The sequence below is a fragment of the Janthinobacterium sp. HH102 genome, from assembly GCF_001758625.2.
GTDB lineage: Bacteria > Pseudomonadota > Gammaproteobacteria > Burkholderiales > Burkholderiaceae_D > Janthinobacterium.
In genome coordinates, this window is the sequence record NZ_CP062062.1 from 3859309 (window position 1) to 3874015 (window position 14707).

A 14707-nucleotide genomic window follows, 5' to 3' on the forward strand; every position below is an offset into this window, starting at 1 on the left:
GTTGAGTGAAAAGTTCAGGCAAGCTGGCCCGCCTGTGCCACGGCATCGTGCGGATGCAGGCTTTCCATATGCCGTACGGTAACACGCGGCTGCGCATAATGCGGCGCCAGTGCCGCCTGCACGCGGCGGGCCGCGTCCTCCACGTACATCAGATTAGCACCATTGAGGCGCGCAAACGCCTGTTCGTCGGCCCGTTTCACGGCCGTCTGCAAGGGTGTCGCCAGCGCCGCTTCCACCCAGTCGATCAGGGGAAACAAGTCCAGCTCCGCCTGCTCCGTCAATGGCACGGTCACCGTCGCCGTGCTGCGCTGGCTGTGCGGCGTGGCCAGGCTCGCGTGTTCCTGCAGCCAGTCGCTGGCGGCTGCGCCGTCGATGCCGCCTTTGCCGAACTGCGCCGCAAAGGCCTCGGCCAGCAATTGCCGCGCCAGCGCCGCCGAGCACGGACAGGTCGACGAGTAGCCGATCTCCACCGTCAGGGACAGGGCAAAACCCTGCGGAGAAACACTGGCCTGCAGGCGCACGGGATACGATTTCCAGCCCGCCAGCCCCGCCGTCAGCAGCGCCGGCTGGCGCCGCAGCAGGGGAAACGCCAGCGCGATGCGCGCCTGCGTGCTGCCGCAGTCGGCGTGACGGTCCACCATGCGCCGCAACACGGCGGCCAGGGCGCCCGCATCGAGCGGCTGCGCGGCGGCAAAGGCATCGAGCAGCAGATACAGGCGCGACATGTGGATGCCCTTCACGTGCGGATCGGGCAGATCGACTTGCACGTCGGCCCACGCATGCACTTGCTGCGCCTGCCCGCCCTCTTCCAGCCACAGCGGCAAGGCGATGCCCTGCATGCCGACCCATTCCAATGGCAAGGGGCTGCCTGAATGGGAACCGGCCGCCACGTCGGGCAGGGGCGAAGAAAGGGAATCGCGCTTCATGGTTAAGGCTCCATATGCAAACAAGTTGCATATCATGGAGAAAAAGCGTCGCATTTGCAAGTATCTTGCATTAAAGCGGCAAATGATTTATCTTGACTCGCTAACACATGTCAGATAATGTTGACATATGACAGATACAAATACAGCCCATCCCACCGGCGACCGCTTGCTGGCCATGCTGGCGGCGCTCGACAATCCGCACCGGCTGCGCATCATCGCGGCCCTGGCCAGCGGCGGGCGCAACTACATCAGCCAGCTGGCGCGCGACCTGGGCATCAGCCGGCCCCTGCTGCATTTGCACCTGCAAAAGCTGGAGCACGCGGGACTCGTCACCAGCCAGCTGGAACTGTCGCATGACGGCAAGGCCCTCAATTACTTCGAGGCCAGCCCATTTGAATTGCTGCTGACGCCGGCCAGCATCGCCGCCGCGGCGTCCACGCTCACTCCCAATGCCGATTAATCCTGAACTGTAGAGGTCATCATGTCTGAAAATATCTTTTTCGCCGCCTTCTTCTTCCCCTGCACGGCCGCCGTCATCATCTTCGCCCTCAAATATACGTCCGGCATCGTGCAGGCGCGCGCCCGGCTGGCGCAGGACGGCGCCTACCAGGAGCTGGCCAGGTCCATGGCCGCCGCGCAGGCGGAAACGGCAGCGTCGCTGACAGCATTGAGCGCCTCCGTGACGCAGATCCAGGCGCGCCTGGGCAGCCTGGAAACGATACTCAAAGAAGTCGAGTAAACCCTTTCATAGCCACCCCACGACCAGGAGACCGCACCATGAATACCGTATCGACCGCCCGTCTGTATGCGCTGCGCGCCATGTATCTGCTGATTGTCCTGGGGCTGGGCAGCGTGCTGTGGCCCGGCATCGTCACGCCGCACGCGCCGTGGGAACTGGCGCGGGGCACCGTCAACTGCATGCTGGCCGCGTTTTCGCTGCTATGTTTGCTGGGCTTGCGCTATCCGCTGCAGATGCTGCCCCTGCTGCTGTGGGAGGCGCTGTGGAAGACCATCTGGCTGCTGCTCGTGCCGCTGCCGCAATGGCTGAACGGCCAGATCGATCCCGCCACTACGGCAACCACGTTTGAATGCGCGTTCGTGGTGCTGGTCTACCTGGCCATTCCGTGGCGTTATGTGCATGCGCATTACATCGTCAAGCCGGCCACGCCGTGGCGCCAGCTCAGGCAGCCTTGCGAAACGTCAAATTGATGCGCTGCGCGCCCAGCAGCGCGTGTTCGCCCTCCTTCAGCGGCGCCACGCCGTGGAAGCGCAGACGGTCGGCGCCGCCCCACACGACCACGTCGCCATGCAGCAGCGCGATGCGCGCCGCCTTGTCGCTGCGCTCGGCGCCGCCGAACAAAAAGGTGGCGGGCAAACCGAGCGAGACGGAAACGATGGGCGCGTTGAAATCGCATTCGTCGCGGTCCTGGTGCAGGGCCATGCGCGCACCGGGCGCATAACGGTTGACCAGGCAGGCGTCGGGCGTGAAGCCCGGATAGCCGGCCGCCAGCGCCGCTTGCTGCGCCAGGCACAGGAACACGGGCGGCATGGGCGGCCAGGGTACACCGCTGGCGGGATCGAGCCGCGCATAGCGGTAGCCGCGCCCATCCGTGACCCAGCCCAGGGGGCCGCAATTGCTCATGGCCACGGACATGCGCAAACCGCCCGGCGTGGCCATGTGGCGCAGGGGCGCGGCCAGCACGATGGCGTCCAGCGCCGGCAGCAGCTCGGGCAGATACGGCAGCGCAAAACGGCGCAGCAGGACCGACGCGGACGAGCCGGGCACCAGCGGCACCGGTCCGGTCGGGACGTCGTCTTCATCGGCAAACAGGGTCAGGTTCATGCCGCCTATTTTAGCCGCATTACACAAAAAGCCCCCACGGTGCGCTACAGTAGCGCTTCCAGCCACTACCACCCGCCTCCACGATGGATCATTACGCCGATTTGCTGCACACCCTGGCGCAGCAGGAAGAATCCCTGCAATTCGAACGCTTCGACAACGACGCGGCGCTGGCCGTGGGCCTGTGGATCGTCGAGGAAGTGCGCAAGCGGGGCAAGGCCGTCACCGTCAACATCACGCGCAACGGCCAGGTGCTGTTCCACCACGCCATGACGGGCGCCACGGCGGACCAGGCGGACTGGATACGCCGCAAAAACAACACGGTGCAGCGCTTTTGCCGCAGCTCCTACTACATGGGCATCTCGTATAAAAGCCGGGGCAGCACCTTCGAAGACGTGAAGTACCTCGATGACATCGAGTACGCGGGCCACGGCGGCGCGTTTCCCCTGCTGATACGCGGCGTGGGACTGGTCGGCACGGTCACCGTGTCCGGCCTGGCGCAGGCGGACGATCACGCGCTGGTGGTGGCGGCCCTGCAGGCGCAGCTGGACAAATAGTCAGGCGTCCAGCGCCCGGCGCAAGGCGGCGCGCGCCAGCAAGCGCGTGGAATCGAGCGTCGGCAGCGGCGAATTGGCGTCGCCGATGATCAGCGGGATTTCCGTGCAGCCAAGGATGACGGCGTCGCAGCCCTGCTCACGCAAGCCGGCGATGACGGCCTGGAAGCGGGTGACGCTTTTCGGCCGGATCACGCCCGGCACCAGTTCTTCCATGATGATGCGGTTGATTTCGCTGCGCTCGTCTTCGCCCGGCCGCACACAATCGATGCCGCGCGCGGCCAGCCTGTCCGGATACACGGCGCTGTCGACCAGCCAGCGCGTGCCCGTCAATCCCACGCGCTGGTAGCCGCGCGCGGCCGCCTCGCTGGCCACCACATCGGCGATATGCAGCCAGGGCAGCGGCGAGCGGGGTGCCACCAGCGCGAATGCCTGGTGGATGGTGTTGTCGGGGCAGATCAGGAAATCGGCGCCCGCCGCGGCAAGCTTGTGCGCCGACGCCAGCATCAGTTCGGCCACGCCGGCCAGGTCGCCCGCATTCAGGCAAGCCACATAGCGCGCCAGCGGCGGCGTGTGCAGCGTGACTTCCGGATGTTCATACGCTCCCAGCGCATGCGCGCCCTCTTCGCAAATCGTGCGGTAGCACAGGGCCGCACCTTCGGCCGAGCAGCCGACGATGCCGATATGTTTGCTCATGATCTTCCTCCTGGATTAAATACGTTGGCCGCCGTCGATGGGAATTTCCGCGCCCGTGATGTACGAGGCGCGCTCGCTGCACAGGAACTCCACCAGATCCGCCACTTCGGCCGTCGTGCCCAGGCGGCGCAGGGGGATTTGCGTGTCGACGATGTGCGAGGTGCCCGGCGACAGAATCGCCGTGTCGATCTCGCCCGGCGCGATGGCATTCACGCGCACGTTCAGCGGCGCCATGTCGTTGGCCATCTCACGCGTTAGCGACGCCAGCGCCGCCTTCGAGCTGGCGTAGGCGGAGCCGGCGAACGGGTGCACGCGGTAGCCGGCGATCGAGCACAGGTTCACGACGGCGCCGTGCGCGTTCGACAGTTCCTGCGCAAAGCCGCGCGTCAGGGCCAGCGGCGCAAAGAAATTCGTGTTGTACATTTCCTGCCAGGTCTGCATGTCGGTGGTCAGCGAATTGACGCGCGAACCGCCCGGCCCCTTCGGCGACACGCCCGCGTTGTTCACCAGCGCGTGCAATTTCGAGTCGCCCAGCATGGGGCGCAGGGTGTCGACCATCTGCCCGATCTGGCTCAGGTCCGACAGATCCATGCACACATGCGTGTTGTGCTCCTGGCTGCGCGGGCAGCCGCCCGGAATCGGGCTGCGCGACACGGTGATCACGCGCCAGCCCAGGCTGCGGAAGCGCTCTGCCACGGCGTGGCCGATACCGCGGCTGGCGCCCGTGACGATGGCCGTTTTCTGTTCAATCTTCTGTTCAGTCTTGTGCGTGTTCTGCGTCATGTGCTTCCTTGTCTAGTTGTGTTGCGCCGGCGTGGATGCGCTCCTGGCGCATCACATACGCCAGCATCTGCGTGCCGCCGTCGAGAATGTCCTGTTCGATGGCGCGCCGCGCAGCCGCCCCGTCGCGCTGGCGCAGCGCGGCGATGATGGCGTGGTGGTGGCCGACGCGCATGTCGGGCGAAAAGCTGGCGTAGCCGGCGGCGATCAGGGGCGCCGTCTGCATCCACAGGTGGTCGACGAAGCGTTTTAACGTCGGCATGCCGGCCGCCTGGGCCAGGCCCAGGTGAAACGCCTGGTTGCATTGCAGGGCCGCCGGCAAGTCGTGCCGCGCAATCGCCTCTTCGTTCGCCTGCAGCAGGCGTTCGAGGTCGGCCAGGGTGGCGTCGTCGATGCGCTGCGCCGCCTCGAACGCACCCAGCCCTTCCAGTTCCAGCCGCAGCGCGCGGATTTCCAGGTAGCGCGCCACGCTGAGCACGGGCACGCGGAAATCGCGCGGCGAGCGCAGCACCAGCGCCTCTTCCTGCACCAGTTGCAGCATGGCGTCGCGCACGGGCGTGACGCTGGTACCGAGCTGCAGCGCCAGCTCGCGGATGCGCAGGCGCTCATTCGGCTGGTAGCGTCCGGCCGCCAGCGCCTCGCGCAGCATCGCGTACACGGACTTGCCCAGGTTGACGTGCTGCAGACTGTCCAATTGGTGCTTCATGCGTATTTTTGATCTTTTGAAATTATGATGCATCATACATCAATGTAAAAAACAGTGTTTTTCCAGACGTGCGCTGCGGACAGGAAACAAGGAAACACCGCAAGCACGTACAATCAGCCGCCACCGCATCGAAAGGAGCGCTCTTGAACTGGGATTATCCGCACGCCCACACCCTGCCCGTCACGCCCGAACCGGGCGACATCGACGGCTTGCAGCACACCAACAACGCCGTCTACGTGCGCTGGTGCGAGCATGTCGCCTGGCACCACTCGGCCACACTGGGGCTGGACCTCGACGATTACCGGCGCCTGGACCGGGCCATGGCGATCCGCCGCGGCGCATACGACTACCTGCTGCCGACGCGGGCCGGCGAAGCGCTGACCCTGGCCACCTGGCTGTGCGCCAGCGATGGGCGCTCCAGCATGGAACGGCGCTTCCAGCTGATCCGCGACAGCGACGGCGCCACCGTCGTGCGCGGACGCTGGGACTTGATCTGCATCGAATTGAGCAGCGGCCGCGCGCGCCGCCTGCCGCCCGAGTTCCTGGCCGTGTACGAACCGGCCATCGTCGCGGCGGCCGCGTAAAGCGTCGCCCGGGCTGCCGTTTTGCGCGCCGTTCGGCGAAGATGCGGGGCTTTTCCTGCGCCTTCGCAGTGCAACATGCATTTCGCTCCTGATTTGCCCGTGCATGCTTTAGAATCAGCGACCTCAGCCCCGTAAAAACAGGATAAAACATATGACGGCAGTCGGGAATACCGAACCACAAGAGCTCAAGCGCGGCCTGAAAAGCCGCCACATCCAGCTCATCGCCCTGGGCGGCGCCATCGGCACCGGCCTGTTTCTGGGCATCGCGCAAACCATCAAGATGGCCGGCCCTTCCGTGCTGCTCGGCTATGGCATTGCCGGCGTCATCGCCTTTTTGATCATGCGCCAGCTGGGCGAGATGGTGGTCGACGAACCCGTCGCCGGCTCTTTCAGCTATTTCGCCGACAAATACTGCGGCCACCTGCCCGGCTTCCTGTCGGGCTGGAACTACTGGGTGCTGTATGTGCTCGTCAGCATGGCCGAACTGACGGCCGTCGGCATCTACGTGCAGTACTGGTGGCCGGGCGTGCCGACCTGGGTCTCGGCACTGATCTTCTTCTGCGCGATCAACGCCATCAGTTTGCTCAATGTCAAAGCCTTTGGCGAGATGGAATTCTGGTTCGCCATCATCAAGGTGGTCGCCATCATCGGCATGATCGTCTTCGGCGCGTATCTGCTCGCTTCCGGCGACGCGGGGCCGCAGGCGTCCGTGGCCAACCTGTGGCAGCACGGCGGCTTTTTCCCGAATGGCTGGCAGGGGCTGGTGATGGCCATGGCCGTCATCATGTTCTCGTTCGGCGGCCTGGAGCTGGTAGGCATCACGGCGGCCGAGGCGGATGATCCGAGCACGACGATTCCGCGCGCCACCAACCAGGCCATCTACCGTATCCTGATCTTTTACATCGGCGCGCTCGGCATCCTGCTGTCGCTGTACCCGTGGCAAAACGTCGTCACCGGCGGCAGCCCTTTTGTCCTGATCTTCCATGCGCTCGACAGCAACCTGGTGGCCACGGCCCTGAACGTGGTGGTGCTGACGGCGGCACTCTCCGTCTACAACAGCGGCGTGTACTGCAACACGCGCATGCTGTTCGGCCTGGCCAAGCAAGGCAATGCGCCGCGCGCGCTGCTGCACCTGAACCGCCGCGGCGTGCCGCTGGTGGCGCTGGGCGTGTCCGCGCTGGCGACGGGCGCCTGCGTGGTGGTCAATTACTTCATGCCGGGCGAAGCGTTCGAAGTGCTGATGGGCCTTGTCGTGTCGGCGCTGATCATCAACTGGGCCATGATCAGCTGGATCCATTTGCGTTTCCGCGCGCAAAAGAAGGCCGAGGGCAAGACGACCCTGTTCCAGAGCCTGGGCTACCCGTTCACCAACTACGTGTGCCTGGTGTTCCTGGCCGGCATCCTGGTGATCATGTACCTGACGCCGGGCCTGCGCATCTCCGTCTACCTGATTCCCGTGTGGCTGGCCGCGCTGGGCGTCGGCTACTGGATCAAGCAAAACAAGGCCAAGGCATAGGCTGTTTTGCGCCGCATCCAGCCAAGCAACAAGCAAGCAAAAAGCCCGTCTTCGCAGACGGGCTTTTTGCATGGACGCGCGGTCATGTCTACGCGACGGCGGCTCCGCCCTCTTCCGGCTGTGCATCGGTTCGCCACATGCTGACGGTCTGACCCGCATACGATTGCAGCAGCACATCGTCGCTCAAGGTCAGCATCGCCTGCTGGCGCTGCTCCGCCTTCTTCTCGGGCGTCATGCCGAGCTCTCCGGTCCGGTACGGTCCCAGCACGGGCAGCAAATCGCGCAGCACGGAATAATTGCCTGGTATGGTCTTGTCCGATTCCAGCTTGGCCAGGAAATACTTCATGACATGCTCGGACTGCTTGCCCTCCTGCCGCAAGCTCGCCTTCACCATCTTGCCATCCTTGTAGGCCACCTGCGCATCGCTGCTGGCCGTATCCTCGATCTGATGATACGTATAGTTCTGCGATTCCGTGCTGTCCGTCAGGCGCAGCGGCACGCCGGGGACGAGGGTCTCATGGAAGCTGGCGCTCAGCTTCGATTGCTGCTGCTGCCTGACTGACCGCTCGTCCTGGCTGGCGCCGGCCTGCAGCGTCTTTTGCGACACTTCATAATTGAAGCCATCCTTTTCCGAACTGCGCATGGGATTGCTGAATTTCACGGCCTGCGATACGGAGGCGCTGAAATCGGCCAGCCCCGTCAGGATGGACTTGTCCTCGGCCGCCAGGCGCCACTTGCCCGTCTCGGGTGTGTCCGTGGCCGCTTGCGGCGCGGCGGTATTGCTGTGCAAGGCCGTAAAGCTATCCTTGAGCATGGCCACCAGGCCCGCGTCGCCATGACCGCGCGACGCCGCCTGGTCGAACTGCTTCATGTAGCTGCCCAGCGCCTTGGCTTGCCGTTCGCGACTGCCCAGGGTATTGAGTTGGCTGGCGTCGACCTTCAGGTCCAGGGAGCCGGCCTCGCCGCTGAAGCTGACCTGGCGCTGCGCGCCATCGGCCTGGAAATCCAGGGTTTGCACGCCCTCTATCTCGCCGCGCACCTTGACTTCCGCATGCAGTTTCACCGACGCCAGCAACTGCTGGTCGAACTGCATCAAGCCTTCCAGCTTGATTTTCGGCGTATCCCGTCCCATGCCATCGATGGCGTCCTGAAAACCCTTCGCCAGGTCGCCCAGGGCGCTGGCTTCAGCGTCGCTGAGGTCGCCACTGGTCGTCATGCTCACGGCCAGGCCGTCGCCCTGACTGTCGAGCGACAGCTTGACTTCCACACCGCTTTTGGTCGTGATGCTGAGGGTAACCTTGTCTTCGCCATTGCCATGCAGGCTGCCCGGCGCGATGCCGGACGCCGCATAGACATTCGGCGTGGTGCTCGGCGGCGGCTGCCGCATCGCCTGCGAGAAATTGTAGTTGCCCAGCTTGGCCTGCCCCAGCATGGCCGCGCCCAGGCCGCTGAAGCGGCCGCCAAACGCATGCGAAGAAAAACTCTTTGTCATCGCCTCACTCACCTTGTTGCGGGTCGCGCTTTCCCATATCGTCGGCGAAGGCAGCAGCTGCGCGACGGCTTGCGTCGCCCCGATGTCAACAATGGAGGACGGGCTCGGCGCCGGAGACGGCGCGGCATCCGCCTTGGTGGCAGCGGCATTGGGCGCGCGTGAGGGACTTGGATTCCAGCTCGGGATCGAGGAGACGGAGGTCATGGGTCTTATGCCTTGCTAAACGAAGATGGATGGTTAGGTAAAGTATGCATAACTTTCATTTTTTGATAACTGGTAGCCGTCGAGTACTGCCATGTTTTCTCAGAGCAAGGGATGGGTCGCATCTCAAGCGCTAAGCAGACACTGCTATAACGACGTGAAATGTGAAATCATGAGCGCAAAGGAGCATGAAAATTTTTCATTCTTGATACAAATCATGCTCCGCCGCCATACCAGCGTTCGCAGGTGTTCGCCATCTAACTCAATTTGAACAGTTGCCACAAGTAAATTTCTACTGTTGCTCAAATGCTGAAAGTGACGAAGTGTGATATTTCGCCCGCCCGCAATCAATATGATCGCTGAGTGCTTCGTGATAAAGCTGCATATGCTTATTCGGAACCGCAAGCACGGCCTTAAGGAGGCAATATGAAATTTATGCACTTAACCATCGCCAAGCGGCTCGGCATGGGCTTTGGCCTGGTCGCCCTGTTCCTGTTGCTGGTCATCGCGCTGGGGCTGACCAGCATGCGACAAATCCAGGACCGCATGGATGAAGCGACCAAGGTCAACAACGTCGAAACCAGGCTGGCCCAGACTATGGACTTGACAGTGACCGAGCGGGCGCTGGCGCTGCGCAATCTGATTTTGCTGAAGGAGGAGAAGGAGATCCAGATCGAGGTCGCGCGCATCGCCGAGCAGGAAAAAAAATACGCCGCTGCCCAGCAAAAGCTGGGGGAAATGTTCGCCAAGCTGGAAGGCACCTCGAGCGAAGAAAAAAGCCTGCTCGAACAGATCCGCACACAAAGCGACCTGGCGGCGCCCTTCATTCAGCGGGCCGCCGCGCTGGCGCTGGAGCACAAGCAGGACGATGCCTACAAACTGCTGCGCTATGAATTCCGCCCCGTGCAAAAGCGCTGGTGGGAATTGCTGCGCACCTTGATCGCCGTCGAGGAAAAGCAGAATAACGAGGCCTCCAGCATGGCCGAGGCGGCCTACAGCCAGGCGCGCCTGGTGATGCTGAGCATCGGCTCGCTGGCCCTCATCACCAGCCTGCTGGCCGCCGTGCTGATCACGCGCAGCGTGACGCGCCAACTCGGTTGCGAGCCCGACGAAGCGGCGGCGATCGCCGGGCAGATTGCCAGCGGCAACCTGGCCGTGCCCATTCATACCCGCCCCGGCGACACGCACAGCCTGCTGCACGCCATGCAATCGATGCGCGACAGCCTGGCGCAGATCGTCCAGCAAGTTCACGCCAGCACCGAGACCATCGCCACGGCGGCAGGCCAGATCGCCATGGGCAACCTGGACTTGTCTTCGCGCACGGAACAGCAGGCCAGTACGCTGGAGCAAACCGCTTCATCCATGGAAGAACTAACCAGCACCGTGCGCATCAACACCGACCATGCACGCCAGGCCAACGGGCTGGTCGAATCGGCCTCCAATGTCGCCACCAAGGGCGGCGCCGTGGTGGCGCAGGTGGTCGACACCATGGCGGCCATCGATGTCTCGGCGCGCAAGATCGTCGACATCATCGCCGTCATCGACGGCATCGCCTTCCAGACGAATATCCTGGCGCTGAACGCGGCGGTCGAGGCGGCCCGTGCCGGGGAACAGGGGCGCGGCTTTGCCGTGGTGGCCACCGAGGTGCGCAATCTGGCGCAGCGCTCGGCCGCCGCAGCCAAGGAAATCAAGGACCTGATCGGCGACTCGGTCGACAAGGTCCAGGCCGGCAACCGGCTGGTCGAACAGGCAGGATCGACCATGCACGAGGTGGTCGCCAGCGTCAAGCGCGTCACCGGCATCATGTCTGAAATGATGTCCGCCAGCCAGGAACAATCCGCTGGCATCGAGCAAATCAATATGGCCGTGACGCAAATGGACAATGTGACGCAGCAAAATGCGGCACTGGTCGAAGAAGCCGCCGCCGCAGCGCAAGCGATGCAGGAACAGGTCAACAGCCTGAACGATGTCGTCAGCGTCTTCCGCGTGGGCAACATCGCTGGCGGCCGCGATGCGGGACTGCGCCTGGTCAGCCGTCAGCCACCGCCGCCGGCAGTACGGCGCGCGCCCGCCACGGCAAAGCCGGCTCGTCCGGCCGTCGCCAAGCCCAGCGAAATCGAGTGGGAACAGTTTTGAGCCGGCAACGGGGGAGTGGCACACGTGGGGAAACTGGAACAGATCGCCGCTGCGGGCGAAGTGGTAGCGACGCACATCTTCCCGCATGCAAGCCATATCGGCAAGGAACAACGGGGCCTGCTGGCCGGTCAGCAAGGCGCGACGCTGTGGCTGACCGGCCTGAGCGGCGCAGGCAAGTCGACGCTGGCGTACGCGCTGGAAAGGCGGCTGCTGGCAGAGGGTCACCTGAGCTGCGTGCTCGACGGCGACAATATGCGGCACCACCTGAATGGAGACCTGGGTTTCTCTCCCCGCGATCGCCAGGAAAACATCCGCCGCAGCGCTGTCGTGGCCAGGCTGATGAACGATGCCGGCATGATGGTCATCTGCGCCTTCATCTCGCCGCTGCGCAGCGACCGCGAGATGGCGCGCCAGATCATCGGCAGCGACAATTTTATCGAAGCCTATATCAGCACGCCGAGCGCGCTATGCGAGGAACGCGACCCCAAGGGACTGTACAAAAAAGCGCGAGCCGGACTGATCCCTGCATTTACGGGCGTCTCCGCGCCCTACGAGGCACCGCTGGCGCCGGCGCTTATGCTGGACACGGGCGTGCTGTCGCTGGAACAGGCCTGCGAGCGGCTGTTCCAGCAACTGTGCCCGCACTTCATCTGATGCCGCGCGGCCACCTTTTCGAGGAATGATGAGATGATCAGCAGCCACCATCCCGGCGACGGCGCGCGCCCGCGCCCCGTCATGATGATCCCCTTGCGCCGCTGCGGTAGCCATGCCCTGCGCCTGCGCCTGAACCTGTCGCCGCAGTTTTATTCGCCGTATCCACTGCACCTGGTTGACATGATGCCGCTGCTGCCCCTGTACGGCGACTTGCGCGATGACCGCGCCTACTTTCGCCTGGTGGTCGATGTGGTGGGCCTGGCGGCGGCCAGCATGGTCAAGTGGCCCGGGGTCGTCTTCGATCCGGTGGAAGTGTTCGAGACGCTGCGCGGCCAGTCGCGCAGCATCCACCGCGTGGCATGGGAGCTGCTGCTGCGCGCGGGCGAACGCCGCCAGGCGCAGGTGGTGATGGACAAGTCGCTCGACAGCGTGCACTACGCCGACGACATCGTACGGCTATATCCCGACATGCTGTTCCTGAACGTGGTGCGCGATCCGCGCGCGCAAGTGGCGTCGATGAACCGCGCCATCATCCACGATTTCGACACGCTGCTCAATGCCAGGACCTGGCTGGCCGCCCATGCGGCAGCCGACCATGTCGTGCAACGCTATCCGCAGCGCGTGCTGACGATACGCTATGAAGATTTCCTGTCGCGGCAACAAGAGACGCTGGAAACGGTATGTGATTTTCTCGGCATCGCCTTCCTGCCGCAAATGCTGGACGTGGCCGCGTCGGCGGAGGCGCGGCAAATCGCGCAGTTGTCATCGCTCTGGTCGGCCAACTGCCATGCACCGATCGCGACCAACATCGACAAATTCAGGCAGCAACTATCGGACGATGACATCAACCTCATCGAAACGCTCACCGGCCCGTATATGGACCGCTACGGCTACGCGCGCCTGAGCCGCGGCGACGCCAACATCACGCCGGCGCTGATCGAGCTGGCCGGCAAGCGCTCGGCGCAAGGACGCGAACGCGCCTGGCACGCCTTGGAACAGGATAACTTCCGCGATTACGTGCTGCGCCGCTGCCGCGCCGACTATCTGACCCAGCTGCATGCACGGCTCAGCCAGGCCAGCGGCGCGCAGGGCAGCAGCAGCATCGTCACGCTGGATCAACTCGACCAGGGCTCGTTTGTCGTCAGTGATTAAAGTCTGGCCATCGCCAGTTCCACGCTGCCCTCCTGCGCCGGGCAAGTCGCGCTGCCCAGTCACTTATCCCTAAAAACAACAATTTCAATATCGATCGGCAATGTCCACTAGAATGGTGGGCATATGAAACATATGATTAGCGCGCCGGTCGCCAGTTTCACCGATTTGCTGCTTGACGCCGTGTGCATGGTTGACGTGGACGGGCGCTTCGTGTTCGTCAGCGCCGCTTGCGAACGCATCTTCGGCTACACGCAGCAGGAAATGATCGGCAAGCTCATGCTCGACATGGTCGCCCCCGCCGACCGCGCCCGCACCCTGGCCGCCGCGCGCGCCATCATGGATGGCCATGCGCAGACGCACTTTGAAAACCGCTACCTGCGCAAGGATGGCAGCCTGGCCCACATCATGTGGTCGGCCCGCTGGTCCGCCGCCGACCAGCTGCGCGTGGCCGTGGCGCGCGACATCACCTTGCTGAAACAGGCGCAGGCAAAGCAGGCAGCGCTGTACGCCATTTCCGAAGCCATGCAGGCGACGCAGGATTTGCCCGCCTTGCTGTACCGCATACAGCACATCATCGGCGAGCACTTGCCTGCGCGCAGCCTGACCTTGCTGCTGCAGGACGAACACGGCGCACAGCCTTTGATGACCTGCCATGCCGGCGACAGCGCGCCGCAGCCGACGCCGTCCCTGGCCAGCCTGCTGTGCGACGAAGTCCTGCGCAGCGGCCGCCCCTTGCTGCTGCAGGCGGGACAACTGGCCGGCCTGCCGCCGGCGCTGCAAACGGCGGCTGGCACCCTGTCCTCGTGCTGGCTTGCCGTGCCGCTGTATTCCTCGCTGGGCAGCATCGGCGCGCTGGCCTTGCAAGGCGGCCAGGATGCCGTCATCGGCACGGCGCAAGACCAGGATTTGCTGCAATTTGTCGCAAAGCAACTAGCGACCGCCATCGAGCGCCGGCAGTTGCAGACGCAAATGCAGTTCATGGCCATGCACGATGAACTGACCCGTTTGCCGAACCGCCGCCTGTTCCACGACCGCCTGCACACGGCGTTCGCCCGCGCGCACCGCCAGGAAGGCCGGCTGTCGCTGCTGTTCCTGGACTTGAACAACTTCAAGCGCGTCAACGACGACCACGGCCATGCCTGTGGCGACCTGCTGCTGCAAACGGTGGCGAACCGCCTGCGCGATTGCATGCGCGAAACCGACACCTTGGCCAGGATGGGCGGCGATGAATTCGTCGTGCTTCTGGAAAGCAATGTCACACCGGCCGATGTCAGCCTGATCGAGCAAAAGATCCACGCGGCCCTGGCCGCGCCGCTGCACCTGGGCAACGGACAGCAATTGCGGATCACCGTCAGCATCGGCGTGGCCCACTATCCGGAAGACGGCGATACCATGCAACTGCTGTTGCGCCATGCGGACCGGGCCATGTATGCATCGAAGATGCTTGCCGCCGCCTCGCGCTAGGCTGCC

General features: G+C 63.9%; 16 protein-coding genes. 10 read left to right on the forward strand and 6 right to left on the reverse strand.

The window, feature by feature from the left end:
- Nucleotides 1-14: 14 nt before the first annotated feature.
- Entirely contained in the window at nucleotides 15-926 is a 912-nt protein-coding gene (gene folE2, locus JAB4_RS17570) for a GTP cyclohydrolase FolE2 (protein ID WP_070218507.1), read from the reverse strand.
- A gap of 127 nt (nucleotides 927-1053) precedes the next feature.
- Between folE2 and JAB4_RS17575 the strand changes: the two genes are divergently transcribed.
- Genes JAB4_RS17575 through JAB4_RS17585 form a run of 3 tightly spaced genes read left to right on the forward strand, consistent with a single transcriptional unit; the run spans nucleotide 1054 to nucleotide 2135 of the window.
- Nucleotides 1054-1386, forward strand: coding sequence for a winged helix-turn-helix domain-containing protein (locus JAB4_RS17575; protein WP_070218508.1), 333 nt, complete (start codon nucleotides 1054-1056; stop codon nucleotides 1384-1386).
- A gap of 21 nt (nucleotides 1387-1407) precedes the next feature.
- On the forward strand, nucleotides 1408-1665 hold the full coding sequence (locus JAB4_RS17580; RefSeq protein WP_070218509.1) for a hypothetical protein: 258 nt from the start codon (nucleotides 1408-1410) through the stop codon (nucleotides 1663-1665).
- A gap of 38 nt (nucleotides 1666-1703) precedes the next feature.
- Nucleotides 1704-2135 (forward strand): hypothetical protein, encoded by a 432-nt coding sequence (locus JAB4_RS17585; RefSeq protein WP_070218510.1) that lies wholly within the window; start codon nucleotides 1704-1706, stop codon nucleotides 2133-2135.
- Here JAB4_RS17585 and alkB read toward each other — a convergent pair.
- The gene (gene alkB / locus JAB4_RS17590; RefSeq protein ID WP_070218511.1) at nucleotides 2107-2769 is read right to left on the reverse strand and encodes a DNA oxidative demethylase AlkB; all 663 of its coding nucleotides are present in this window, start codon (nucleotides 2767-2769) and stop codon (nucleotides 2107-2109) included. The genes JAB4_RS17585 and alkB overlap by 29 nt on opposite strands.
- An 83-nt stretch (nucleotides 2770-2852) precedes the next feature.
- Here alkB and JAB4_RS17595 point away from each other — a divergent pair, with 83 nt between their 5' ends.
- Complete coding sequence (locus JAB4_RS17595; protein WP_070218512.1) at nucleotides 2853-3323, forward strand: heme-degrading domain-containing protein; 471 nt, start codon at nucleotides 2853-2855, stop codon at nucleotides 3321-3323.
- On the opposite strand, the gene JAB4_RS17600 is transcribed toward JAB4_RS17595, so the two are convergent.
- From JAB4_RS17600 to JAB4_RS17610, 3 genes are read right to left on the reverse strand one after another with little or no spacing between them, the layout of a single operon-like run.
- Nucleotides 3324-4016, reverse strand: a complete 693-nt coding sequence (locus JAB4_RS17600; RefSeq protein ID WP_070218513.1) for an amino acid racemase — start codon at nucleotides 4014-4016, stop codon at nucleotides 3324-3326. It abuts the gene before it with no gap.
- Between the two features lie 15 nt (nucleotides 4017-4031).
- Nucleotides 4032-4799 (reverse strand): SDR family oxidoreductase, encoded by a 768-nt coding sequence (locus JAB4_RS17605; RefSeq protein WP_083287408.1) that lies wholly within the window; start codon nucleotides 4797-4799, stop codon nucleotides 4032-4034.
- Entirely contained in the window at nucleotides 4774-5502 is a 729-nt protein-coding gene (locus JAB4_RS17610; RefSeq protein WP_070218514.1) for a GntR family transcriptional regulator, read from the reverse strand. The genes JAB4_RS17605 and JAB4_RS17610 overlap by 26 nt, the downstream gene beginning before the upstream one ends.
- Nucleotides 5503-5645: 143 nt before the next feature.
- Between JAB4_RS17610 and JAB4_RS17615 the strand changes: the two genes are divergently transcribed.
- The gene (locus JAB4_RS17615) at nucleotides 5646-6086 is read left to right on the forward strand and encodes a thioesterase family protein (RefSeq protein ID WP_070218515.1); all 441 of its coding nucleotides are present in this window, start codon (nucleotides 5646-5648) and stop codon (nucleotides 6084-6086) included.
- Between the two features lie 151 nt (nucleotides 6087-6237).
- Nucleotides 6238-7602 carry an amino acid permease gene (locus JAB4_RS17620; RefSeq protein ID WP_070218516.1) on the forward strand — a complete coding sequence of 455 codons (1365 nt, stop codon included), beginning with the start codon at nucleotides 6238-6240 and terminating at the stop codon, nucleotides 7600-7602.
- 88 nt (nucleotides 7603-7690) lie between these two features.
- On the opposite strand, the gene JAB4_RS17625 is transcribed toward JAB4_RS17620, so the two are convergent.
- Entirely contained in the window at nucleotides 7691-9298 is a 1608-nt protein-coding gene (locus tag JAB4_RS17625) for a hypothetical protein (RefSeq protein ID WP_139143838.1), read from the reverse strand.
- A gap of 423 nt (nucleotides 9299-9721) precedes the next feature.
- On the opposite strand from JAB4_RS17625, the gene JAB4_RS17630 reads away from it, so the two are divergent.
- The 4 genes from JAB4_RS17630 to JAB4_RS17645 all read left to right on the forward strand — a co-directional run bounded on the left by JAB4_RS17630 (nucleotide 9722) and on the right by JAB4_RS17645 (nucleotide 14701).
- A complete protein-coding gene (locus JAB4_RS17630; RefSeq protein ID WP_175444826.1) occupies nucleotides 9722-11431 on the forward strand; it encodes a methyl-accepting chemotaxis protein in 1710 nt (569 codons plus the stop codon).
- A gap of 24 nt (nucleotides 11432-11455) precedes the next feature.
- Nucleotides 11456-12085, forward strand: a complete 630-nt coding sequence (gene cysC / locus JAB4_RS17635) for an adenylyl-sulfate kinase (RefSeq protein WP_070218576.1) — start codon at nucleotides 11456-11458, stop codon at nucleotides 12083-12085.
- Nucleotides 12086-12118: 33 nt separating this feature from the next.
- Complete coding sequence (locus JAB4_RS17640; protein ID WP_070218520.1) at nucleotides 12119-13237, forward strand: sulfotransferase; 1119 nt, start codon at nucleotides 12119-12121, stop codon at nucleotides 13235-13237.
- A gap of 123 nt (nucleotides 13238-13360) precedes the next feature.
- On the forward strand, nucleotides 13361-14701 hold the full coding sequence (locus JAB4_RS17645) for a diguanylate cyclase (protein WP_070218521.1): 1341 nt from the start codon (nucleotides 13361-13363) through the stop codon (nucleotides 14699-14701).
- Nucleotides 14702-14707 lie beyond the last annotated feature (6 nt).